Consider the following 20,915-nt stretch of genomic DNA (forward strand, 5'->3'; position numbering starts at 1 on the left):
CAATGTCGATAACCCGTGTGACACGCCGTCTGGACTCCTCCCCAGACAACGAGCTTAGAAAGGGGTTCAGGAGATGGGCTGACGTCGAGCTCCCATAAAACTGGGTTCTAAAAAATAATTATCTGTCTTGATAAATCATATGATGAAGAGAATAATTCATTCTTTAATAATCAGATGTTGTCAATAGTAAGGAGACGCGACAGCGATACCTCCTGTATATCAAGATCGATGTTGAGCATGCTTCACACATTCACTAAATCAGAAAATGAGATACTCATGAAAATTCTCAATGAAAATAAATACAATAATTGATAACGAGAAAAGAAAGACGAGTCCATTTTTTACTATCTTGAATCTAAGACTATTTCGGAGTCCATCGAACCCCTGCTCCGAGATGGTCAGTGGCGTCTCATCAGTACCATATATCACAGGCTCACCCTGTTCAATACGGATATTCCCACAAATTGCTATGGTGGTGCCCTCGTGAATTGGTTTTGACTCAATATGATAGCTATCCAGACCCTTACTGTCACGCGTGTTGGTGAGATCCCGCAGCTGATCGAGTGTTCGCTTGGTCTTAGTACTAGTAAGACGGATATGCGGTGAGTCCCAGAGAGAGATGGCAATTGCATTATCTGAGTTGAGGCCGTGAGCAGTTAGCTCTGCCAATCGAGTGCTTTCGTGACTTTCGAGGAGCCACGTTGGATCGACGCGGATCTTCCTCTTGTTGTTGGCCACGCTGAATTCTCCGAATCCCATACCGGATGCGAACGTAATCCTGGCTTGTCGTATATTTCGATTCTTGAAATTGATCACTTTCTTGTTACTTTTTGGAAACGTAGCTCGCCAGAGATATGCCCCAACCGCAGAATCAGTGTGGTCAACGGTTCGATCAGCCGCATACGCTGGCTCGTCGACGATAACGGCTCCTTCGATCGCTGCTGGTTCACCATCAATTACCTCGTGAACCTTGTCTGATTCGATTCTGAAAATTGACCGAAATGCTCTCGCGCTACGTGCTGTCCGGTTAGCAAACCGGAGGGAAAATATACCAATGAACCCACAGAAAGCGAGCTCAGCCAAGTTTACCATAGACCTGTACTTACTCCCGATTGTTATAGGTATTAGCATAATGAAATAATCCGTTCGGACGACTTGTAATCCCGACTTCCAGATACTCCTTCTAACGTTCAGCAAGAACCTGTGCTTCATCGAAAACGTCGCGGAACCGCTCCTCACCCATCACTTCACGGGCCTCTTCTTTCTCCATTGTACCGGTGTTCACTGCGATGCGCATGACGACCCCACGAATGTAATCTATATCGGACTCTAACGTATCGACCCGCTGGTGCAATTGATCAATGTTGCTAGCCCGTGCGACCCGTCTCTCGGACTCCAATCCACCTTCAGCGATGAAGTCCTCGCCGTCTTGGGTCAGTTCCCACACGATCGCCCGAGAACCTCGCCCAACGTGGACCCGGTCAACTTCCTCGATGAGGCCCCATCCTTTTTCGAGTTCTCCGATGATGCGGGTTTGAATCTATATACAATGCGAGATATCGAACAAGACGGGATACAACAAGTCATCGAGGAAGCGGTCGAGGCCGCCGCCAGCGATACTGACGTAGTGTATGTTACGTTTGACATTGATGGTGTCGACCCAAGCGTCGCTCCCGGAACGGGAACACCGGTACTGGGTGGTCTGACGGCTCACCAGGCGCTTCGCATCATGGAGACGCTTGGGACGAAAGATATCATCGGAGGCGTCGATATGATGGAGGTTGCACCGACGTACGACCCGACTGAGAACACAGAACGGCTCGCGGCGTATCTCCTCGTTACCTTCCTTGAGCGTCGATTCGCCGAGATGTGAGATCATCCCATTGCTGTACGCTATGGATGTATAACGAGCTTGCCGAAGCTATGCGGGTTTGCATGTCTATAAACGCTCGGTCGGCCTCTGAGAGATCGTACTCGTCGTCGATCACTGGTTCGAAGACAGCGTCAGCGAGGGGCTGAACGAGTGTATCGACGCCACCACGTAATTGACGCGCTCCGATGCTCGCTGCCCGCACTCCCCGGCACGGCGTTGGCAGGATAAGTATGAAATCTCGAACCATTGCCCGAGCGCAAGAAGTAGGGAAATTGCGTGCCATACACTTTCGTACAATATCACTTGCCCCCAGCACCACAACAGCTAACCGTGTCTGTATACAGTCTGTATACATGAGCACATCCATCCGCGTCTCTGACGGCACGAAACGGATGCTTGAGAGCCTGAAAAAGGAGGACGAGACGTTCGATGAGCTCCTTGAACGCCTCGTGCAGAGTGAACAGCCCATCGCCATCGGGGCGTGGAGTGAGGAAGATGCCGACCGGGCGCGGGCAGCCGTCAAACGCTCGCGGGAGAGCTTCAAGCAGTGACGTTCCTCGACAGCTCCGTCATCATCGACATGCTAGAAGGCATTCCGGACGTCGTCACGGCTGTCGAGAAATGCGGCCAACCGTACCTTACGTCCTCACTGTGTGTCTACGAGGTTCTGGATGGCGTGGTCGGAAGCGGTCAAACCGATGTCGTGGAAGTTCGCCAGCAGTTCGGTGGCGTGCGAGCGCTAGACCTGAACGAGCAGATCGCCCTCGAGGCCGCCCGGATGCAAGACACGCTGATGGATGGTGGCGACCGGATGGCTGCCCGCGACCTGCTGATAGCGGCGACAGCACGGTCCACTGGGGATGTATTCATCGTCGCAGACAACGATTTTGAAACCGACTGTCTTACCGAGATGATGGACGTCACCAACCTTCGCGGCGAATAGCCCAATCGGAACCTACACCACTGCGTGCTTGTCCACAAACATGCAATTTCCCACCAACCATCACTCTGAACCCTCCGATTTCGGTACTGCCCCCCGATTCTCCTCGATGAGGCAAGCGACGTGATTGCATGAATATCCATAAAAATCACAAAGCGCACGGGACGGTCTACTGGCTGAGCCTTCTTCTCCAATACCGTCCTCACTCCTGCCCACCGTTCGCCAGCTCCACGGCTGTCTCAAGATCACCGTGCTTTTGGGCGACCTTCCCGAGGTTGTCGAGGGTCATCGCTTCGCCGTGACGGTCACCCGTCTCCCACGTCAGTAACGTCTCCCTGTCAACGGGCAAATCTTAACAACGACGTCGTCTCCCACCTGTTCCATCCGGTCGATACGCCCTCGTTTAGGCGCGTGCTCGACCTTTGGAAAGAGATAGGTGATATAAATCCCCGCTATGTTTGACACACCTCAAAGGCTTGAAGCTGCGGTCTGCAAGCACGAGCTGTCGAACAGACACTTCTCGGAGCCATTCATATCAATCCTCGTAGAACGCTGTATTGGCCCGAGTCATGAATAGCTATTCACACGGTGATCGTCTCTTTTCTTTACAACACATCTTCCGTGCCATCTCCTGTCCGATGCGGCCACCGTGGTCAGTCTGTTCAGTAGCGTGCGCGATGTCTCCTTTACTACATTGGACAATCCACTATTCTTCATGGATTTCCGCCATATTAATTCGGTTTTTCGTCGTATCTGAATCTGAATCTGATACCAACGCGGGGTGTGTCTCTTCAAGCCAGACAACTGTGACGAACCACGAGCCCAACATTGCAATTCCGACTCCAACAATCGCTGCTTCGACAGACACGAGATCAGCCACGAGCCCAACAAAAATGGCACCAAAGCCATAACCAGCATCGCGCCACATGCGGTAGACACCGAGTCCCTGAGCTCGCCATTGAGGGTGAACAGCGTCCCCAACAACAGTAATTAGATTCGGGTAGAGAAGTGCCATCCCCAAACCGGTTACTGCGGCAGAAACGAGCCATAGCATATACCCGTCAACCATGGCCACAAGGAGCGTTCCCAGTCCAGCGGTGAACATGCCTGCAACGACGGGTGATCGTCGACCAATCCGATCGGCGAGCCGGCCCGTATAAAGTTGTACAACACCCCAGACACCTCCATAGACACCGACGACGATTCCGACTTGAGCAACAGAAAGACCCTGAGAAGTGAAGTACAGCGGATAGACGATCCAGACGAGCGCGTCAACGAACTTTTCGATACTCCCAGCTTGTGACGCAGCGAAAAGCGTCCGATTGCCGTACGTCGCGTGCTTCAGTACGTTACTGAATGGCAATTCACCTTCGCTATCCGCAGTAGCGGCCGCTTCTGCATCAGCATACGGCTTAGTCTCCTCAACCAGAAATACTGATGCGAACAGGCCGCTCACGATGATCGCACCGAGAAGATAGAACGGGGCGGGACGAAGCCCGTACGAAGTAGCGATGATACCAGTTACCCAGCCGCCGATTGCAACGCCACCGTAGCCAAGCGCTTCATCGAGACCTACGGCTACCCCACGTGCTTCGTCACCCGCGAGGTCGATTTTCGCATTCACACTCATGCTCCAGGCAAGCCCCTGATTGATACCCAGAAGCACATTGCCAAGCGTTACCCACCACCAATTTGGTGCAGCAACAAGGATTACCGGTATTGGCAGCGCGAGTATCCACCCGAGTATCAGGATCGGCTTCCGACCATATTCGTCAGCCCACTTTCCACCGTAGAGATTGAGGAGTGCCTTGACGAAGCCGAAGCTCAGGACGAACGAACCAATCATGAGAATTGACTCAAGAGCGAAGGCCTCCCGACCGAGGACGGGTACGACAGTTCGTTCGCTCCCGATAGTCAGTCCGATGGCAAACACCACTAACAGCTGAATGATAAATTGTTGCCAGTTCTTACGGATTCCGTGAGTATAAGACATACAATGTACAAATAGAAAGGGAATGGTTTCTCTATTTTAGTTAGCGGCGCAGTTGTTCGGCCCGAGTTCGAGGGTATCAGCATCGCCGCTTGGCTGTTCCTTCCCCCAGTTAATCTGCTTGATTTCATTGTAGTTTGCGGGCTCGTCGGCAAGACTCTCGACGATTGTTTCGATGAACGCCGTTTCGTCACCGTCTTCGACGTAGCTCAGGAGTTCGTTCGTTGTCTCCTCTCGGAGTTTTCCGAGCTGAGTGGCAAGCGGGCGAATCTCTTCGTCGCTGAAGTGGCCTGGCAAAACGATACTATCATCGTCAAGATTCGTTAGCCGGCTCAGGCTATCGAATAGCTGGTCTGCAGCTTCTCTGACAGCAACTTCGGCGCTGTCTTCGAGATCAGGCCGGCCGACGCTTCGGAGGAACAACGTGTCCCCGGAAAGGAGCGCATCACCAAATTGGAACGAAACACTACCGGGCGTGTGACCGGGCGTGTAGATCAGGTCGAGTTGGCGTTCTCCAACAGTGAGCGTTTCACCTTCTTCAAGAGCTGTGATCATTTCGAGATCACCAGCGTCGTCCTCATGTAGATAATATGGAACATCGAGTTCACCTGAGAGCTGGCGAGCACCTGACACGTGGTCAGCGTGTGCGTGGGTATCGGCGACACCGATGATTTCGAGACCACGCTCGTCTGCTGCGTTCAGATACTGGTCGATATACTGACTCGGGTCGACGACGATGGCCTCACCGTCGTCATAAACAAGATACGAAACACACCCCGTTCCGGGACGAAGAATTTGAACGACTCCGTCGACATCCTCGACCTCGTATTGACGGTGGACACGTCCCCACCCGTTCATCCCACCGTCGATCGACTTCGCGTCGAAGCCGTGCTCCCGCAGGAATTCAGCAGCGCGAGCTGAAGTTATACCACCGACGCAGACGACTGCAATTTCTTCATCTTCCGGTAGCTCCTCGAGCTGGGTTTCCAATGTGGAATAATCGTATTCCAATAGTTCGTCGTAGATGGGAATATTCATACTTCCGGGAATTTGCCACTCATCGTAGTCGTCCTTGTTGCGTACGTCGAGGACGAAAAGATCCTTAGTGTCGTTTTCGTGGACGCAACGAGCGACTTCCGAAGGTGCAACCGTAGTATTGCTCATTACACCCAATATTATGAAATAGTGGTTATTAAATCCGTTGGTCGAAATACCACAAGAGGAATTCTATTTACATCGATAGTCCTCATGTGTATCGGATTTCGCGGTGTATAGCGGATGGAAATTTGAAGGCTGTTAGCTTTTCCTCACGAATAGCAACTCGACTTTCTCGAATTTTATCCACAACTAAAAATATTTCCATAGCATATATTAGACAGAGAAAATAAGCAGTAAGGCAGCGTCTGGCGCCCACTATTGTCTCACTTAGCGTTTGATTCTGTTAGAATTTAGAAGAATGAGGATTACTATTCGACTGTGGAGGCTTCGAGTTTGTTACCGTATTTTCCGCTGAATTCACCAATGAGCTGCCCCATCTGTGCATACCAATCGTTGAGCATCCGCTGCATCTCTTGGGCGATCTCATCGGCGTCCCGAGGGAGATAGACATGATAGTAGCCACCGTGGTCGTAGTTGACCTGCTCTTTCTGGATGAATCCTGCCTGCATCAACCGCTGGACAGACCGGTAGGCGGTTGACCGCTCTCGATCAATCTCGTTGGCAATGTCGTCAACAGTGAGTGGCTTGTTCGTTTCGTTCAGAAGTCGGAAGACGTCTCTATCGATTCCTTTGAGGTTGTGGAAACACTCAAGCAGGCCCTCACACTGCATATCCTGCCGAAGCATTTCACTCATTGAGTCAGCCATTAGTTGTCAGTAGTACGTGCTGGTCTCTCAAAAGGATTAGCATAGTCTGCACAATACTGTAGCCATCTATGAGGATACGAACTGACACCACGTGCCGATGCGGCCTTGCCGAAGTGCACAGACCGCTGCGAGCACGACTGCAGTGCTCACCACGATTGTTGCACCGAAGATGAGAGTCATACTCACCATGTTGAGTGCTTCGATTCCGAATGAGTTGCCTATCTCCTTGGCTGCGACTGAAAGACTTCCTGCCAGTAGCATCGCGGCGAAATACTCCTTGATGTCATCTTCGTCGACTAACTTCGTCGCTCTCGCACCGATCCGAGCACCAAGCGCACTCCCAGAGAGGAGTGACCCGGCGACGGGGAGCGCAACAGCGCCAGCCTGTGCGTATACGAACGCACCATACGCCCCTGAGATCGTGATCTGGAGAATATCGGTTCCGACGGCGACCGCAGCGGGGACACCGAGACCATACATCATCGCTGGCATCAGGAGAAACCCGCCTCCGACGCCAAGGAATCCGGAGAGAATACCGATTCCCACGCCGAGTCCGAGGACAATCCACACTGAGACAGTGATATCACCGGACATCGCTATCATCGGCGGCAGAGTAATTGACTGTACTCGATCGGCGAGGCCGGTACCATCGGAGTTGCTGCTCTCGCTACGCGTATCGTAGAGAGTAAACACCCCGACAGTGGCGAGCAGCCCTGTGTAGGCAACACTGACAAAAAGATCTGCCGAGCCGAGCTCTTCGAGGAGAAAGACAACTCGCTTTCCGAACTCGATCCCCAACGTCATACCGACCGTCATCAGCGCTGCGAGCGAGTAGTCGACTTGACCGTGATCGCGGTGCTTGAGTGCACCGATGACGCTGGTCCCAAAGACGAACGCAAGTCCGCTCCCGACTGCAACCTTCGCTGGGTAGCCCAATACCAGTAGCGCTGGTGTTACGAGGAACGACCCGCCCATCCCAAAGAATCCGAAGAGGATTCCAATCAGTAGACCGAATCCAACGAAGAGTGCAATCATCGCAACACTCAGCCCGAATAGTTCCACAGCTATTCACCTCCTAGAAATTCACGAGTGGCTTGGTGAACGATCTGCGTTACTGCTCCATATCCGATGTAGAGTGCGATTGCTTCAGTGAATACGATCCCGACCGTAGTAGCAGCCTGAGCCGAATTCGACAAGGCTTCGAGACCGAACATTTCAATCATTGTCACCTATATTGTTTATTCTATCCAATTCTGCACAATACCTCCGACAAGACCGTGATTGATAATTTTGTGGAGTCATCGGTGATTAGCTGGAAGTGGTTTCAGTTACGTCGTCAGTGCTGGATGAACGAAGCGTTCGCCAGTAGCCCTGTGCATACGCGCCGAGGAACATCCCGAGAATCGCCCACAGGATCGGGTAATTGCCGATACCGATGCTCGCGTAAGCGGCTCCCGGACAGATTCCAGACAGCCCCCAGCCGACACCGAAGATCGATCCGCCAATGACGACGTTGCTGTCGAACTCCTTTATCCGACGTGTGTACTCGCTAGCCGTCAGCGGCGCCTGATCGAGAAACCGTGTGGCGACAGTAAACGTGGCTCCTGTCACGACGGCTGCCCCGCCCATGACGAACAGAAGACCCAAGTCATCAAACTGGAGGAAATCGAGCACGACCTCTGGGCGAGCCATGCCACTGATTGCGAGGCCGATACCGAAGATCAATCCGCCTATATAAATACTCGATATGAACAATGGTCTACGTCGGTTCTCGTTCATGGTGCTACCCCCATCGCTTGGACGAGTTGTGCCGTCCCGATTGCGACGGCGAGGAACGTCGCGACGTTCACAAGCGAAGTATTCGATAGCGAACCGACGCCACAGACACCGTGGCCCGACGTGCAGCCTTTACCGAGACGTGTTCCGATGCCGACGAGGAATCCACCGCCAAGTAGGCGCCACCACTGGACCTCGGTCGTCCAATATCCGCCCTGAAACAGCACTGCATACACGGCGGCACCGCTGATAATGCCCACGGTGAACACGAGCCGCCAGTCGCGAGACTGGACATACGTGAAACGGTTAAATTGTGGGACATCGGAAACATATGACAGCGTCGACTCGAGGAACGTGCTCGCTCCGGCGATGATCCCCGTAGAGAGGTAGATGACGGCGGTGCCGAGTCCTACAAGTAGTCCGCCGAGAAGATACGGCAGGACCCCTCGTGGAAATAACTCGCGGAGAGCGAGCAGCGATGTGACTTCGATCATCTTAGTTCGTTAGCGCCTCCGTGCTGGCTGCACAGTTGTTCGGGCCGGGTTCAAGCTCGAATGCTTCCTTAGCGTCGGGTGATTTCTGCCCGAGGTTCGTGGCGATGATTGCTTCATAATTCACCGATTTAGATGGCATGTTACTGACAACAAACGCTACGAAAGTGTCCTTGTCCATCGATAGCGCGTCCATCGTGTCAAGCTCACTGAGCGTCTTGGTAGACGTGTCGTCGTTGTTCGGCGTTGCAGCATCGCTGAAGTGTGTAGGTGCGATGATCGTGTTTTCAGGCTGCGTCAGCACTTTTTTGATAGGCGATTTGTACAGCATCGTTGCTGCGTCCGTGGCTGTCTCGGGATCTTCGAGATCGGGACGGGCGATGCTTTCTGTGAATAGTTCGTCTCCTGTAAGCAGAACATTCTCAACCTTGTACGCGGTCATCCCCGTCGTGTGGCCGGGTGTATGGAGTACGTTGATCTCGACATCACCGACCATGAGCGTATCGCCGTCTTCAATGATTTCGTAGGAGCGGTCGTAACCGACGCCGCGGGACGCAGCAGCGGGCATGATCGCAGTTGCGTTTGTCTGCTCAACGACTGTTCTGACCCCAGAGATGTGATCTGCGTGGATGTGCGTATCGAGCGTGTACTTGATTTCAACACCTAGGGTTCGCGCGTCTTGGATGTAGTTCTCGGCAAACGCTCGTAGCGCATCGATGACCGCGGCTTCGTCGTTCGAGACGACTAAATACGCGAGACAACCGCTAGAGGGACGCTGGTACTGTGCGATTGTTGCGTCAATGTCGGCGTCACGTTCAGTGTATTCGTAGAGTCGTGCCCAGCCTTTCATTCCGCGTTCGAGGTGGTTGGCATCGTAACCTTCTGCTTGGAGGGCTCCGACGATTAGTTCGCTGGAGCCACCCTTCGCACACAGAACTGTAATTGTCCGTTCTTCGGGAAGCGCCGTGAGAAGATCCTCTGGAACATCATCGAGTAGTTGGAGGGAGGGATTGTTCACGATCTCGACGTTCTCATCGTCAATGTGCCACTCATCAAAGTCATCCTCAGAACGAATGTCGAGGACGAAGACGTCCTCACCACTATCATTCTGCTCTTTCAGTTGCCTCGGCGCAATTGATTCGACTTCCTCCTCGATGTGGAGAAAACTTGCTCCGGTCATCGTCATTTCTCATTACAAATGGCTCGCCAATAAGCTTTTGCATAGTAGTTACGTTTTCCCACAATACTATAGTCACAAAATAGCCTCCATAACCCATTTAACGCCGAAATAGAACATTTTCGAAATATAGTAGTGCCAGATTTATGATTTACTACCAGTATGCTTTTACCGCAGGATCCAATATTGGACAGCGAAGCCAAGACTATGACCGAATACGAAATCACTGAGATGCTCGACGTGAAGGGACAAAACTGTCCTATGCCAGTTGTCAAAACGAAGCAAACCATCGACCAGCTTGCGAAGGGAGAGATCCTGAAGGTCCTTGCGACTGATCCAGGTAGTATGAGCGATATTGCTGGCTGGGCAGAGACGACTGACGGCGTCGAACTCCTTGATCAGGATAATGGGGATGACGTCTTCACACACTACGTTCGTAGGGCGGAGTAACACAATGAGTACAGACACCACACAAACGTCCGCTTCTGACGACGATCCAATAAGTCGGAGAGAACTCGAAGAGCGAATCGCTGAACTCGAGGACCGACTCGCTGATGTTGAGACTGAGAGTGGTGACGAGCAGCCGAAGATGTCGATCATCGCGACGAAGGGGACGCTCGATATGGCCTACCCACCACTTATCCTTGCAAGTACCGCCGCCGCGTTCGGCTACGAGGTAACAATCTTCCATACGTTTTGGGGACTGGACATCCTCCACGAAGAGCGTTCGAAACGCCTGAAGTTGAGTTCTGTCGGTAATCCTAACATGCCAGTGCCGAACGTTGTCGGCGCACTCCCAGGGATGGATCGTGTGACGACAAAGATGATGGAAAAGCAGATCGAAGATAATGATACGGCCACCATCGAAGAACTTATCGAGACATCACTCGATATGGGCGTCGAGTTTCAGGCATGCCAGATGACCATTGATCTGATGGATTACGATGAGGACGACTTCTATGATGGTGTTACTGTCGGCGTCGGTGCGGCGACAGCGATTCGGGATATGTCTGTGTCCGACATCCAACTTCTCGTCTGACACCGTCGTCCCGTAGCTTTCTATGGTGAACACAATGCCTAAGACAGAGTGTACAGTATTGTACCATATGTCCTATACACTGAACAAGCAAGTTCGAGGAAGTTTCGATGAAGTTGTCGAACAGACGACTGAGGCCTTGTCAGATGAAGGGTTCGGTGTTCTTTGCGACATCGATGTCCAGCAAACGCTCAAGGAGAAACTCGACGAAGACTTCCGTCGATACCAAATCTTGGGGGCCTGTAATCCACAACTGGCACATCAGGCGCTCGAAGAAGAAATCCAGCTAGGCACACTCCTGCCGTGCAACATTATCGTCTACGAAACCGAAGACAACAGTGTAGGTGTGAGCGCGGTTGATCCTGAGGTGTTGCTATCGGTTGTCGACAATCCTGAACTAGACCAAATTGCGACCGATGTTCGGAATCGATTCGGTCACGTGTTAGACGAGCTTCCACAAGCGTGACTACCGAGACGGAGAGCAATTCCCGGCTATAATATCCTATACTCACGAACACTGATGTCACCATCGTCAGGATGAGTATCCGGTTCGGGGCCGACACCTGCCGGATGCTCCGGCAGATACTCCCCAATCACGGTTTCAACCCACGGAGCACTCGCTCCGGATGCCTGTGCGACATCGAGCGCTGTCGCTTGCGAGCGGGAGACGGCCGCTTCGATGATTTTCGTCTGCAATGGCGTCAGATCCTCCTGGTGCAGGTGACGCGGTAACAACGACGTCCGCATATCGTGACAATCGTCAGATGTCGTCCCGCCAACCGTCTCTCCCGTTCGGACTGGCGTGCTCTCCCGTTCTTCCCACACACTTTGTAAGTCACTCGTCCAGGCGGCATTGATCCACGTCTCTGTGCCGCTGTATGCTCGCTCCTTCATTATTACTAGAACATATGGATATAATGTTATTTAATATAACGCTAGATCGATATCCTTCCACAGACAACATCGACTGGCTGCACACCGGCTACCCCGCACCGCCAGAGACGACGGACCACACTGTGGTATTCGTGTGAAACGGTGGAATCGCTGCGATCACCTATCGATATCGAGCTGTCTCTCGCTGTCCCAACGGAGAACACCAGCAGTGTACTCAGTGAGAACAGACGCAACACATCCAATGAAATTCCGTCTCGTGCGTGCCGAGAAGGATATCAATCTACGCTATTGATATGTTCTTTCTATGAGGATAGTGCGTTTTTCTAGTATTAATTATAATATTTTGGTATGTTTCGTTCATTCATTGGATAGTGCTGTACTGCACTCCTCGGCTGGCAACGGCGACTGCTGCGAAGGCTCGTCTCCGCGGACAGCAGTGACAGAAACGATAAGTAGTTTGGCTTGAAAGAAGACGAATCCGGCGAGGTAGCGATGGCACTGGGTGGTACCATCGCAGAGGATCGATTAACAGAGTTCACCGGCGTTGACGTGTGGGGAGCCGAAGTAGTGGATATTGACGAAGTCAAGGCAGATGATCCTTGGGCTGGGTCCGAGGATCATCGCCGCTTGCTGGATGAGAAGGTCATTACCAACGGTTTCGAGCTTCTCAACCAGAATGATGTGAAGCTGATCCAACGTGTAGTCGTCGGAGTACGTCCCGACTGTGCTGTTGGTTACACCCTTGATGGATTTCTGATCAACGGCGACTTGGAGAAGCGCTTACTAATTGATCCCCGAGAGGAGATCGAGCACTTAGGTTTCAAGATCAGAGGCAGTAAGAACCGTGTCTGGATGGTATAGGAATTTCACAACACCCATCCAAATGCTTTCTGAGAATCTACTCACATCAGTTATAACTGTCGGTTGATTCGATGGAATCTACCGACTATCCTTCCAAGTCTGTAGTGAGCGAGCGGGTTGGAGTGAATTACTCTGAGAATCTTTTCTGTGATCTCAAAGAGCCAACACATATTGAAACTAAATTCCATCCTCATATAAAGAGTTCAGCTATCCATGGAATAAATACAGAACTTAAATAGAAGAACCATTGAATACCCCACGAAATCCCTAAGAAAATGAGTCCCCAGGCCTCAGACCCCAATGATGGATTTATTGGCCACTGTGTTCCTGAACCTTCCATTTCATCTTTTAATCCGAAGTCAACAATCATATGTAAAATAATTCCAATCGTGAGATAATGTATTCCAGTTACCAACTGAGGTACAATTGTTGAGAGATTACTCACTTTGAGTATATGATAGAGAAAAGTTGTTGAAAGGGTAGTGTGGAAAATCCATGACCGATGAAGTCCATCAACTTTCTTATCAATATTTGGCAATATGGCTCCCAAAAAGATAAGTACTGATTCATATTGACTAGATAGAACAAATAATGAAATTGATACTATAATAGAAATACCAAGAAGTGACTTTGTGCGAGTCATTACATAGTCCACATCTATGAATAATTTAAATGCTCTGTGTAACATCTCACTATGTAGTTATTGCAGTAATCACACCACGCAGCACTATCCTGCAGAGTAAGAGTCCTCACTGGTGATGTTTCAGAGAAGTCCTTCATTTGCATTTTTGATTTATATACATCAAATCCGAATTTGTTGATTCTCATCATCATTAATTCCTCTATTTTTGATTGCCTTACCGGAGGAGTGTTCAAAAATGTGGATTTTCTTCTCTAGAAATTCTAAATCAACATCTGCTCCTGAATCAATAAGAAACTCGCCATCAACACTGACCGTTGCTTGATTGTCTCCTATTTCGAGATAGACATACGTAAGATCTCCAAGTGGCTCAGTAACGTTTACCGTTGCAGAGATAGTTTGTTCCGTTGTACTTTCAGCAAGAGAAATGTCCGACGGCCGAATGCCCAAAACCAATCTCTCGTGGTGATTTACTGTTTTTGCAAGCTCTGAACTGACTTGATACTCAAAATCATTGTGTCTAAGTACTGTATTATCTTCATCCCGGGAGACATTCACATCAAAGAAATTCATGGAAGGACTGCCAATGAACCCTGCCACAAATTGGTTTGCCGGTTCGTGATAACATTCGAGGGGTGTACCAACTTGTTGAAGCTTACCACTTTCAAGAATCGCAATTCGATCTCCCATAGTCATTGCTTCAGTTTGATCGTGCGTGACATAGATTGTTGTCACATCTAGTGTTGATTGTAGCTCCTGTAGTTGTGTCCGCATCTTTCCACGAAGTTTAGCATCCAAATTTGATAAAGGTTCATCCATAAGAAACACCTCTGGATCACGAACTATTGCACGACCGAGGGCGATACGTTGTTGCTGACCACCAGAAAGTTGACCGGGTTTTTTGTCCAGAATATCGATAACATTCATCATGTCTGCTGTGTGGCTAACACGTTCAGACACTTCTTCTTCTGAAAGATTTGTTGTCATTTTGAGTCCAAAAGAGATGTTCTCTTGTGCGGTCATGTGTGGATATAGCGCATAATTTTGAAATACCATCGCCATATTCCGATCTTTTGGCTTATTATTTGTCACTTCTTCATTATCAACCAATACTTCACCCTCTGTAACTCGTTCAAGACCGGCAATACACCGAAGTGTAGTTGACTTGCCACACCCTGACGGACCAACAAGAACTAAGAATTCGCCGTCGTCAATTTCAAGAGAAACGTCATCCACCGCGATCACAGGGGTTGTTTCTCCAAACGTCTTAGTGAGGTCACTAATGGCTAATCTTCCCATGGTAAAGATGTGTGAGTTGGTGCATATAAATATTATGGTACTACGAAGCTCGAGGCATTCGATGGTAGAGGCGAGCTAATGAACTGTGTTATCCTTTAGTCCCACTTAATGTCATACCTTTGATAAATTGTTTTTGTGCTAGTAAGAATACAACAATTGTTGGGATAACAATCAATGCCGCAGCAGCCATGACCAGCCCCCAGTTTGCTGAAAATTGTGCTCTTACTTCGAACAAGGCTACAGGAAGGGTATAGAGAGAACTGTCATTTGCGATAATCAGAGGCCATTCAAAATTATTCCACGTTCCAATAAAGGTAAATATACCTAACGCGGCGAGTGAAGGCTTCGTCATCGGGAGATAGATTTTATAGAATACTTGGAATTCACTACAACCGTCCATACGCGCCGCATCGCCAAGTGAGGAAGGGAGCTTTTTGTACTGCTGCCGAAGCAAAAATATCCCTAGTGGACTTGCGACAAATGGTGCCAACAAGCCTTGATAGGTGTTAACCCACCCTAATTTTGTCAGCATGATGTATACGGGTATTAACGTCACAATTCCTGGAACCATCATGGTTGAAATAAATGCAAGGAACAACTTGCCATTACCCCAGAAGTCTAGTTTCCCGAGCGCATATCCTGCAAGACTATCAAACACTAAATTAAATAATGTTGCTGTAGTGGCCAAGAGAAGTGAGTTGAAAAACCACTTCCCGACTGGGACTTTCCTGATGACGTCTTGAAAGTTCACAAGAGTAACTTCTGAAGGGAAAATGTCCATCGTTGCAGCGGTCGGATTCTTAGTTAATGCTGTCGTGATAGTGAACCAGAAAGGCATTAGCATCCAAACGGCTCCTACAACCAGGATTGTATAAAGTAGGAAAGCTCGAACGTAATACCTTGTCCCTGATTTTTCATAACCTGGATACTCGTAGTTAGATCGTGGCATCAGTAATCAACCTCCTCTGCTTGACGATATCGATACTGGTAGTAGCTAAACAAGAAAATGATGCCAAATAGAATGAACGACATTGCACTCCCAGTTCCCATCTGACCTTCTTGAAAGGCTCGTTGATAGATGAGTACCACCGTTGTTGTCGTTGCGTAGTACGGACCACCCTCTGAGAATGCAAGAGCAATGCCAAAAACTTGGAAGGACCAAATGAGAGCCATCGTAATCGCAAAGAAATTTGTCTCCTGTAGAGAGGGCCACGTTACGTGACGGAATCGTTCCCAGGCATTCGCACCATCCATTCGAGCACTTTCGTACAATTCATCAGGGATATTCTGCAGTCCTGCAAGGAAAATGATGAGATAAAACCCAATTCCTGACCAGACAGCGATAAGCATTACACCAAAGAGCGCCGTCGTCGGATCCCCGGCCCAGTTATGACTGAGACCTAATGGCTCAAGAAATTGATTGATGATTCCTGGTCCAGCCAAAAGCCATCGCCAAATAACTGCACTCACAGCCCCTGCAAGCATTACCGGCATGAAGTATGCTGCACGAAAGAGTTTCTTTCCCTTTATCCGTTCATCAAGGAGAAGCGCAATCCCTAGACCAGTGTAAACTTGTACTGGTACAGTACCGATAGTGTACACGATTGTGTTTTTGAACGAGAACCACCAGAGACTGACTGATGGATCTCGAAGTGCTGCCCAGTTATTTTCCCAAGGTAGGGGAGTTAATACGTTCACATAGTTTTGGAACCCTACCCAGGTTCCGGAGTTTGTTAGTATGCTCCAGTCGTTGAAAGACAAATATAATGCATATAGTGCTGGAAACAAGAGAAAGATTCCGAATACAATCAGGTTTGGGAGAACAAACAGCCAACCTGCCAGACTTCTATTGGAAATCCATCCGTTTGATGAAATTTGAGGGAGGTATGCGAATGTGTCCTTCTGTGACATTGGTTATTATTTGAGCCGATTATTGATCTTTGACTGTGCAGTCTCAAGCGCTTCTTGGGGGGTTTTCTTTCCTAACATGGAAGCACTGAGTTCTGAACTGAGATCATTGAGAATACCACCAGTCTCTGGTCCATATGCCCATGCACCCATCCATTTTGTTGCATTCAGTAACTTCTGTCGTCGAGAATGATTTTCATAATAATTCATATTACGGAGTGATTCATAAATTGGGAGTGCATTTCCTTGTTTTGCCCACTCTTTCTGCCCATCTACACTTGTAAGAGATTTAATAAGTTCCCAACTTTGTTCTGGGTTGTCACCTTTTGTAGGAGAGGTCCATCCTGCTGAAATAAACAGTTCGAATTTCTCACCGTTCGATGGATGAGGCGTATGGGTGAATATATCGAACTTCTCATCTTCTTTTGGATATTTGTCCTCTAGGTTTGCGCCGATCCAGTTACCATCGTATCCGAGTGCAACAGCACCCTTACCGAGTGCAGCGTATGAGCTATCAATCCCTACCTCATCTGGTGTTCCAATCAGTTTGTCCTTTTTCATTCCAATGAGGTATTCAAGTGCTTCAATACCTTTATCAGAGGCTACAAGACATTCTGACCCATCATCAGAAATGATCTTGCCACCGTTTTGTTCTATAAACGGATAGAACAACCAGAGTGTTGCAATTCCGCTTGAATTCTGGAGTAACGGGTATGCGACATCAGTTTTCTCCTTCAAGTTGGTAAGCGCAGTTCTGAATCCAGTCCACGTTTTCGGCTGTGATGTGATACCTGCTTGGTTGAACAAGTTGGTATTGTACCAAAGGCCAAGTACCTGAAAGTCCTTGGGGATTCCCTGCCATTTTCCATCACGCTTCCAGAAGTCTTTCAATCCATCAAAGATCTCTTCAGCGTCGTACTCTGCACTTTCTTCCATATATTGCGTAAAATCAAGGAGTGCTCCAGATTGCGCAAATTCTTGATAATAGGACGCATCTACATAGAATGCATCCGGTGCTTGACCAGCACCCAGTTGTGTCTGTAGCTTCTGTTTATATTGACTCCATGGAATTTGATTGTATTCCGTAGAAATCGCTTTGTGATTTGACTCAAATGAATCAAGCCATTTACGAGTTAGCTTAGCCTCAGTTTCACCACCCCAGCCAGCAACTTGTAGTGTCGTCTTAACATTTGACTGGCCATCCCCAGATATTTGGTCGTTTGATTTACCACCTAAGTTGGAAGCACACCCAGCTAATCCAACTACTGTGGCAATACCAATACTTTGCAGGAGTCGACGACGACTACTGCTCACTCTACGCTCCATCCGCTTGTTATCCGCTGACATTACAGCATCATTAAACATACTAATATATAAATGTATGTGGAATTTTCATGCACATCCACATTTCAATATCAAAATGGGGGAAGTCACATTATCAATTGTGATTAGAATTAATCAACGTTCTGTTCAATAAATCGGGCTCTGTAGCCTCCATCACTGTAGAATTATGAAGGATCGATTATGGCGAATGGCAATTCGTGACATGCTTAACCACACCACGCGACATTTGGTAACTACAAACCTGAGAAGCCACTCTTTACGATAATAGTATTGTAATAATGGTCACGGTCTAACTGACAAAAAAGGGAATGTATTGGTGTTCTTTGGCAGGTGCAAACTACTCGGGAAGTCTAAAGGAGTTCAATCGGATGTACTGGAGAGTAACCTTGGTCAACTTGTTGATGAGTACTGGGAAGCCCCGGTAAGCGGGGAAGGAACACGTCAAAGTCGCAGAGAAACTCGAAATCCAGATGCTCGAACGATGCGAGCGTCTCGGAACCACCAGATCGAAGAATTCGTCGGTAGAAGCCTCTTGTTGCCGGGCGCTGGCGCCCGTAGATACAGCTCAATATCCGCGTTTTCGTGTGTGACGATTTTTATAAAATACCAGTTTACTTGAATAATTTTCTATTTATTTTATATCTATAAAACATTTATAATAAACACAATCAAAATTTCATTTTCACTGCGGTCATAAATTCACTAGAATCATCAGAACACTCGTTGAGCCACGGTTTGATCGACTTGTGCAGAACAGTGGTTTAATTACGGAACCAGTGAATAAGCACCTATGGAGTTAAATTTGGATGAGGTTCCATTTAGTAGATACGGAAGCTACATGGCAATGTCAACGCGAAACAAGTCTGACGATTACGCGTTATATCTGAAATCAGTTAGAGGGAACGGTCGAAGTAACGACGAGATGAATTCACAGAACGTAATCGGGATTACAACAGATCCTAACGGCAGCGGATCCGAGTTAGTAGATATTCGAGGGACGCCATCTAGAGTAACAGCAAAAGGCAATAACGGCAGAATAGAATTCGACTTTCCGGGCACAGAGAGTGCTCGTCTACAAGGTAATCAGCCAGTCACCCTCGTCTGTAATCCTGGTCAAGAGACAGCGTATGATTCAATCTTTCGACAGGGAGAGAATCGTTGGCAGTTCAACTCGTTTGCTCACGACCGACAGTATATGATCACTATCGAGCGAGGACAGTGTGAACTGCAGCAAGACTGGGACGGGGTGCGGACGGTAGAAGCAGCAATAAACATTACCCCACAATCAAACAGTGAATTTGAGTGTTACATTCAGGAATTCCGTGGTGAATGGATCCCACATAACAATAATTCAGAATATGCAGAATCTCCAAGCTTCGACTCATGGTGCCGTAACTATGGGCTCAACGATCTCAAAGAAGCAGACAGACTTGCGCTCTACGTCACTTGGAGTGCTGTCGTCAATCCGGATGGAAATCTAATGCGACCTGCGATGTTGATGTCGAAAAACTGGATGAACAGCTTTTGGAGTTGGGACAACTGTTTTAACGCGTTGGCTATCTCCGGTATCCATCCACAACTGGCCTGGGACCAATTGATGCTTCCCTTTGAGTACCAGACACCCCACGGATCTGTTCCAGACACGATAAATGACTCTGAAATAACGTGGAACTTCGTAAAACCGCCTGTAGAGGGGTGGACACTCTCATGGATCATGGAGCGAATGGATTGGATCGGTTGTGAGGAACTTGGAGAAATTTACGAACCGCTTCAGCGGTGGACGAACTGGTGGTTCAACTACCGCGATGACGATGATGACGGAATTCCGCAGTACAACCACGGAAACGAGTGTGCGGATAACGCATCATGCTTTGGTCACGGTCTTCCGATTGAGGCACCAGGCCTTCCAGCTCTTCTTGTAATCCAAATGGAGGTGCTCGCTGACATCGCCGGCAAACTCGGTCGAAACGACAGTGCTACACGGTGGATTGACCGTGCCGACGACTTGCTAGACCGATTACTTGACCACTCTTGGACGGGAGATCGATTCATCGCCCCTCAGTCGGGTACCCACGAAATCAAAGAGGGAACACAGAGTCTTGTGAACGTTCGGCCGCTCATCCTCGGAGATCGGTTACCAAACGATATATGGGATTGTCTTGTCAACCGTCTTCGAGACAAGCATCTGACCCAGTACGGCTTGGCAAGTGAATCACCAGAAAGCCAATATTACAAGTCCGATGGCTATTGGTTGGGACCCATCTGGGCACCGGTGACGATGTTGATTACGGACGGTCTTCTACGTGGGGGCGAGACGGAACTAGCTACTGAGATCGCACATCGATTCTGCAGGACGGCGGCCGAGCATGGGATGGCTGAAAATTTCGATGCGCTGTCGGGGAACGGCCTGCGGGATCCAGCCCATACTTGGACAGCGAGCGTCTATCTCGTTCTTCGTCAGGAATTCAACCATGACTGATCAATCCTACAATAGTATCTATACTGATAGATATGGATTAACATACTCAAGGACGATCTTCAAGCCACGATAAATTCTAAAGAGAGATGGCAATGGGGCACAGCGTAGATAGTAATTTCTCTGACATAATTTTTAGTTCACTACAGTTTATATTCCACTGATGAATCGGATCGAAGCTGTCGTTGAGTGGTGTTCGGCGATCGGCGTGGATACGGCCGTCTTGCCGTACCTGAACGCAGCGTACTTCGACGGCGCCAAGGCGATCACAGAGATGGCTGCGCTTGATCTCTTGGTGGCGGAACTGGAGACTGTCGACCTGAAACTCGATGTCGGGTGAGTACG

Annotated in this window: 26 protein-coding genes and 1 pseudogene; 9 read left to right on the plus strand and 18 right to left on the minus strand. The window is 49.1% G+C overall.

Annotated elements, in window-relative coordinates; all coding sequences use genetic code 11:
* Nucleotides 1-258: 258 nt before the first annotated feature.
* The gene (locus MW898_RS23850; RefSeq protein WP_248910797.1) at nucleotides 259-1,092 is read right to left on the minus strand and encodes a hypothetical protein; all 834 of its coding nucleotides are present in this window, start codon (nucleotides 1,090-1,092) and stop codon (nucleotides 259-261) included.
* Between the two features lie 91 nt (nucleotides 1,093-1,183).
* Nucleotides 1,184-1,447, minus strand: a complete 264-nt coding sequence (locus MW898_RS23855; RefSeq protein ID WP_248910798.1) for a hypothetical protein — start codon at nucleotides 1,445-1,447, stop codon at nucleotides 1,184-1,186.
* Nucleotides 1,448-1,495: 48 nt separating this feature from the next.
* Here MW898_RS23855 and MW898_RS23860 point away from each other — a divergent pair.
* A pseudogene (locus MW898_RS23860) lies at nucleotides 1,496-1,873 on the plus strand (arginase family protein); the annotation flags it as partial.
* Here MW898_RS23860 and MW898_RS23865 read toward each other — a convergent pair.
* Nucleotides 1,839-2,156, minus strand: coding sequence for a hypothetical protein (locus tag MW898_RS23865; protein WP_248910800.1), 318 nt, complete (start codon nucleotides 2,154-2,156; stop codon nucleotides 1,839-1,841). The pseudogene MW898_RS23860 and the gene MW898_RS23865 overlap by 35 nt on opposite strands.
* 70 nt (nucleotides 2,157-2,226) lie before the next feature.
* Between MW898_RS23865 and MW898_RS23870 the strand changes: the two genes are divergently transcribed.
* Both MW898_RS23870 and MW898_RS23875 read left to right on the plus strand, forming a co-directional pair.
* The gene (locus MW898_RS23870; protein ID WP_248910801.1) at nucleotides 2,227-2,424 is read left to right on the plus strand and encodes a DUF7557 family protein; all 198 of its coding nucleotides are present in this window, start codon (nucleotides 2,227-2,229) and stop codon (nucleotides 2,422-2,424) included.
* Nucleotides 2,421-2,816 carry a PIN domain-containing protein gene (locus MW898_RS23875; RefSeq protein WP_248910802.1) on the plus strand — a complete coding sequence of 132 codons (396 nt, stop codon included), beginning with the start codon at nucleotides 2,421-2,423 and terminating at the stop codon, nucleotides 2,814-2,816. The genes MW898_RS23870 and MW898_RS23875 overlap by 4 nt, the downstream gene beginning before the upstream one ends.
* 199 nt (nucleotides 2,817-3,015) lie before the next feature.
* Here the strand turns inward: MW898_RS23875 and MW898_RS23880 are convergent, their stop codons facing one another.
* The 9 genes from MW898_RS23880 to MW898_RS23915 all read right to left on the minus strand — a co-directional run bounded on the left by MW898_RS23880 (nucleotide 3,016) and on the right by MW898_RS23915 (nucleotide 10,115).
* A complete protein-coding gene (locus MW898_RS23880) occupies nucleotides 3,016-3,162 on the minus strand; it encodes a hypothetical protein (protein WP_248910803.1) in 147 nt (48 codons plus the stop codon).
* 357 nt (nucleotides 3,163-3,519) lie between these two features.
* Nucleotides 3,520-4,806, minus strand: a complete 1,287-nt coding sequence (locus tag MW898_RS23885; RefSeq protein WP_248910804.1) for an MFS transporter — start codon at nucleotides 4,804-4,806, stop codon at nucleotides 3,520-3,522.
* Between the two features lie 36 nt (nucleotides 4,807-4,842).
* Nucleotides 4,843-5,967, minus strand: coding sequence for an MBL fold metallo-hydrolase (locus MW898_RS23890; protein WP_248910805.1), 1,125 nt, complete (start codon nucleotides 5,965-5,967; stop codon nucleotides 4,843-4,845).
* A gap of 302 nt (nucleotides 5,968-6,269) precedes the next feature.
* Nucleotides 6,270-6,668 carry a helix-turn-helix domain-containing protein gene (locus tag MW898_RS23895; RefSeq protein ID WP_248910806.1) on the minus strand — a complete coding sequence of 133 codons (399 nt, stop codon included), beginning with the start codon at nucleotides 6,666-6,668 and terminating at the stop codon, nucleotides 6,270-6,272.
* Nucleotides 6,669-6,734: 66 nt separating this feature from the next.
* On the minus strand, nucleotides 6,735-7,703 hold the full coding sequence (locus MW898_RS23900) for a sulfite exporter TauE/SafE family protein (RefSeq protein ID WP_248910955.1): 969 nt from the start codon (nucleotides 7,701-7,703) through the stop codon (nucleotides 6,735-6,737).
* Between the two features lie 29 nt (nucleotides 7,704-7,732).
* Entirely contained in the window at nucleotides 7,733-7,891 is a 159-nt protein-coding gene (locus MW898_RS26545) for a DUF7512 family protein (RefSeq protein WP_444881627.1), read from the minus strand.
* 85 nt (nucleotides 7,892-7,976) lie between these two features.
* Nucleotides 7,977-8,447, minus strand: coding sequence for a YeeE/YedE family protein (locus MW898_RS23905; protein WP_248910807.1), 471 nt, complete (start codon nucleotides 8,445-8,447; stop codon nucleotides 7,977-7,979).
* Entirely contained in the window at nucleotides 8,444-8,938 is a 495-nt protein-coding gene (locus tag MW898_RS23910) for a YeeE/YedE family protein (protein WP_248910808.1), read from the minus strand. The genes MW898_RS23905 and MW898_RS23910 overlap by 4 nt, the downstream gene beginning before the upstream one ends.
* 1 nt (nucleotide 8,939) lies before the next feature.
* Nucleotides 8,940-10,115: an MBL fold metallo-hydrolase gene (locus MW898_RS23915; protein WP_248910809.1), complete on the minus strand. Its 1,176-nt coding sequence runs from the start codon at nucleotides 10,113-10,115 to the stop codon at nucleotides 8,940-8,942.
* A gap of 204 nt (nucleotides 10,116-10,319) precedes the next feature.
* Here MW898_RS23915 and MW898_RS23920 point away from each other — a divergent pair, with 204 nt between their 5' ends.
* From MW898_RS23920 to MW898_RS23930, 3 genes are all read left to right on the plus strand, one after another.
* Nucleotides 10,320-10,562, plus strand: a complete 243-nt coding sequence (locus MW898_RS23920; protein WP_248910810.1) for a sulfurtransferase TusA family protein — start codon at nucleotides 10,320-10,322, stop codon at nucleotides 10,560-10,562.
* A gap of 4 nt (nucleotides 10,563-10,566) precedes the next feature.
* Nucleotides 10,567-11,151, plus strand: a complete 585-nt coding sequence (locus tag MW898_RS23925) for a DsrE/DsrF/DrsH-like family protein (RefSeq protein ID WP_248910811.1) — start codon at nucleotides 10,567-10,569, stop codon at nucleotides 11,149-11,151.
* A gap of 67 nt (nucleotides 11,152-11,218) precedes the next feature.
* Complete coding sequence (locus tag MW898_RS23930; protein WP_248910812.1) at nucleotides 11,219-11,614, plus strand: DUF302 domain-containing protein; 396 nt, start codon at nucleotides 11,219-11,221, stop codon at nucleotides 11,612-11,614.
* Nucleotides 11,615-11,640: 26 nt separating this feature from the next.
* Here MW898_RS23930 and MW898_RS23935 read toward each other — a convergent pair whose 3' ends face one another.
* On the minus strand, nucleotides 11,641-12,042 hold the full coding sequence (locus MW898_RS23935; protein WP_248910813.1) for a hypothetical protein: 402 nt from the start codon (nucleotides 12,040-12,042) through the stop codon (nucleotides 11,641-11,643).
* Nucleotides 12,043-12,534: 492 nt separating this feature from the next.
* Here MW898_RS23935 and MW898_RS23940 point away from each other — a divergent pair, with 492 nt between their 5' ends.
* Nucleotides 12,535-12,903, plus strand: coding sequence for a hypothetical protein (locus MW898_RS23940; RefSeq protein ID WP_248910814.1), 369 nt, complete (start codon nucleotides 12,535-12,537; stop codon nucleotides 12,901-12,903).
* A 190-nt stretch (nucleotides 12,904-13,093) separates the two neighbouring features.
* On the opposite strand, the gene MW898_RS23945 is transcribed toward MW898_RS23940, so the two are convergent.
* The 5 genes from MW898_RS23945 to MW898_RS23965 all read right to left on the minus strand — a co-directional run bounded on the left by MW898_RS23945 (nucleotide 13,094) and on the right by MW898_RS23965 (nucleotide 18,097).
* On the minus strand, nucleotides 13,094-13,546 hold the full coding sequence (locus MW898_RS23945) for a hypothetical protein (RefSeq protein ID WP_248910815.1): 453 nt from the start codon (nucleotides 13,544-13,546) through the stop codon (nucleotides 13,094-13,096).
* Nucleotides 13,547-13,705: 159 nt separating this feature from the next.
* Complete coding sequence (locus MW898_RS23950; RefSeq protein WP_248910816.1) at nucleotides 13,706-14,842, minus strand: ABC transporter ATP-binding protein; 1,137 nt, start codon at nucleotides 14,840-14,842, stop codon at nucleotides 13,706-13,708.
* An 88-nt stretch (nucleotides 14,843-14,930) separates the two neighbouring features.
* Complete coding sequence (locus tag MW898_RS23955) at nucleotides 14,931-15,791, minus strand: carbohydrate ABC transporter permease (protein WP_248910817.1); 861 nt, start codon at nucleotides 15,789-15,791, stop codon at nucleotides 14,931-14,933.
* A complete protein-coding gene (locus MW898_RS23960; RefSeq protein ID WP_248910818.1) occupies nucleotides 15,791-16,540 on the minus strand; it encodes a carbohydrate ABC transporter permease in 750 nt (249 codons plus the stop codon). The genes MW898_RS23955 and MW898_RS23960 overlap by 1 nt, the downstream gene beginning before the upstream one ends.
* A 219-nt stretch (nucleotides 16,541-16,759) precedes the next feature.
* Nucleotides 16,760-18,097, minus strand: coding sequence for an ABC transporter substrate-binding protein (locus MW898_RS23965; RefSeq protein WP_248910819.1), 1,338 nt, complete (start codon nucleotides 18,095-18,097; stop codon nucleotides 16,760-16,762).
* A 919-nt stretch (nucleotides 18,098-19,016) separates the two neighbouring features.
* Between MW898_RS23965 and MW898_RS23970 the strand changes: the two genes are divergently transcribed.
* Together MW898_RS23970 and MW898_RS23975 are read left to right on the plus strand one after the other, a co-directional pair.
* A complete protein-coding gene (locus MW898_RS23970) occupies nucleotides 19,017-20,573 on the plus strand; it encodes an amylo-alpha-1,6-glucosidase (protein WP_248910820.1) in 1,557 nt (518 codons plus the stop codon).
* Between the two features lie 160 nt (nucleotides 20,574-20,733).
* On the plus strand, nucleotides 20,734-20,910 hold the full coding sequence (locus MW898_RS23975) for a hypothetical protein (protein WP_248910821.1): 177 nt from the start codon (nucleotides 20,734-20,736) through the stop codon (nucleotides 20,908-20,910).
* Nucleotides 20,911-20,915 lie beyond the last annotated feature (5 nt).

Origin of the sequence: Halocatena marina (assembly GCF_023276375.1) — an archaeon.
GTDB lineage: Archaea > Halobacteriota > Halobacteria > Halobacteriales > Haloarculaceae > Halocatena > Halocatena marina.

Coding starts and splice junctions, on each gene's coding strand:
- MW898_RS23850 (WP_248910797.1), bottom strand. CDS start 1,092: ATGGTAAACTTGGCTGAGCTCGCTTTCTGTGGGTTCATTGGTATATTT.
- MW898_RS23865 (WP_248910800.1), bottom strand. CDS start 2,156: ATGGCACGCAATTTCCCTACTTCTTGCGCTCGGGCAATGGTTCGAGAT.
- MW898_RS23870 (WP_248910801.1), top strand. CDS start 2,227: ATGAGCACATCCATCCGCGTCTCTGACGGCACGAAACGGATGCTTGAG.
- MW898_RS23885 (WP_248910804.1), bottom strand. CDS start 4,806: ATGTCTTATACTCACGGAATCCGTAAGAACTGGCAACAATTTATCATT.
- MW898_RS23890 (WP_248910805.1), bottom strand. CDS start 5,967: ATGAGCAATACTACGGTTGCACCTTCGGAAGTCGCTCGTTGCGTCCAC.
- MW898_RS23895 (WP_248910806.1), bottom strand. CDS start 6,668: ATGGCTGACTCAATGAGTGAAATGCTTCGGCAGGATATGCAGTGTGAG.
- MW898_RS23900 (WP_248910955.1), bottom strand. CDS start 7,703: ATGATTGCACTCTTCGTTGGATTCGGTCTACTGATTGGAATCCTCTTC.
- MW898_RS26545 (WP_444881627.1), bottom strand. CDS start 7,891: ATGATTGAAATGTTCGGTCTCGAAGCCTTGTCGAATTCGGCTCAGGCT.
- MW898_RS23905 (WP_248910807.1), bottom strand. CDS start 8,447: ATGAACGAGAACCGACGTAGACCATTGTTCATATCGAGTATTTATATA.
- MW898_RS23910 (WP_248910808.1), bottom strand. CDS start 8,938: ATGATCGAAGTCACATCGCTGCTCGCTCTCCGCGAGTTATTTCCACGA.
- MW898_RS23915 (WP_248910809.1), bottom strand. CDS start 10,115: ATGACCGGAGCAAGTTTTCTCCACATCGAGGAGGAAGTCGAATCAATT.
- MW898_RS23920 (WP_248910810.1), top strand. CDS start 10,320: ATGACCGAATACGAAATCACTGAGATGCTCGACGTGAAGGGACAAAAC.
- MW898_RS23925 (WP_248910811.1), top strand. CDS start 10,567: ATGAGTACAGACACCACACAAACGTCCGCTTCTGACGACGATCCAATA.
- MW898_RS23930 (WP_248910812.1), top strand. CDS start 11,219: ATGTCCTATACACTGAACAAGCAAGTTCGAGGAAGTTTCGATGAAGTT.
- MW898_RS23935 (WP_248910813.1), bottom strand. CDS start 12,042: ATGAAGGAGCGAGCATACAGCGGCACAGAGACGTGGATCAATGCCGCC.
- MW898_RS23940 (WP_248910814.1), top strand. CDS start 12,535: ATGGCACTGGGTGGTACCATCGCAGAGGATCGATTAACAGAGTTCACC.
- MW898_RS23945 (WP_248910815.1), bottom strand. CDS start 13,546: ATGACTCGCACAAAGTCACTTCTTGGTATTTCTATTATAGTATCAATT.
- MW898_RS23950 (WP_248910816.1), bottom strand. CDS start 14,842: ATGGGAAGATTAGCCATTAGTGACCTCACTAAGACGTTTGGAGAAACA.
- MW898_RS23955 (WP_248910817.1), bottom strand. CDS start 15,791: ATGCCACGATCTAACTACGAGTATCCAGGTTATGAAAAATCAGGGACA.
- MW898_RS23965 (WP_248910819.1), bottom strand. CDS start 18,097: ATGTCAGCGGATAACAAGCGGATGGAGCGTAGAGTGAGCAGTAGTCGT.
- MW898_RS23970 (WP_248910820.1), top strand. CDS start 19,017: ATGAATTCACAGAACGTAATCGGGATTACAACAGATCCTAACGGCAGC.
- MW898_RS23975 (WP_248910821.1), top strand. CDS start 20,734: ATGAATCGGATCGAAGCTGTCGTTGAGTGGTGTTCGGCGATCGGCGTG.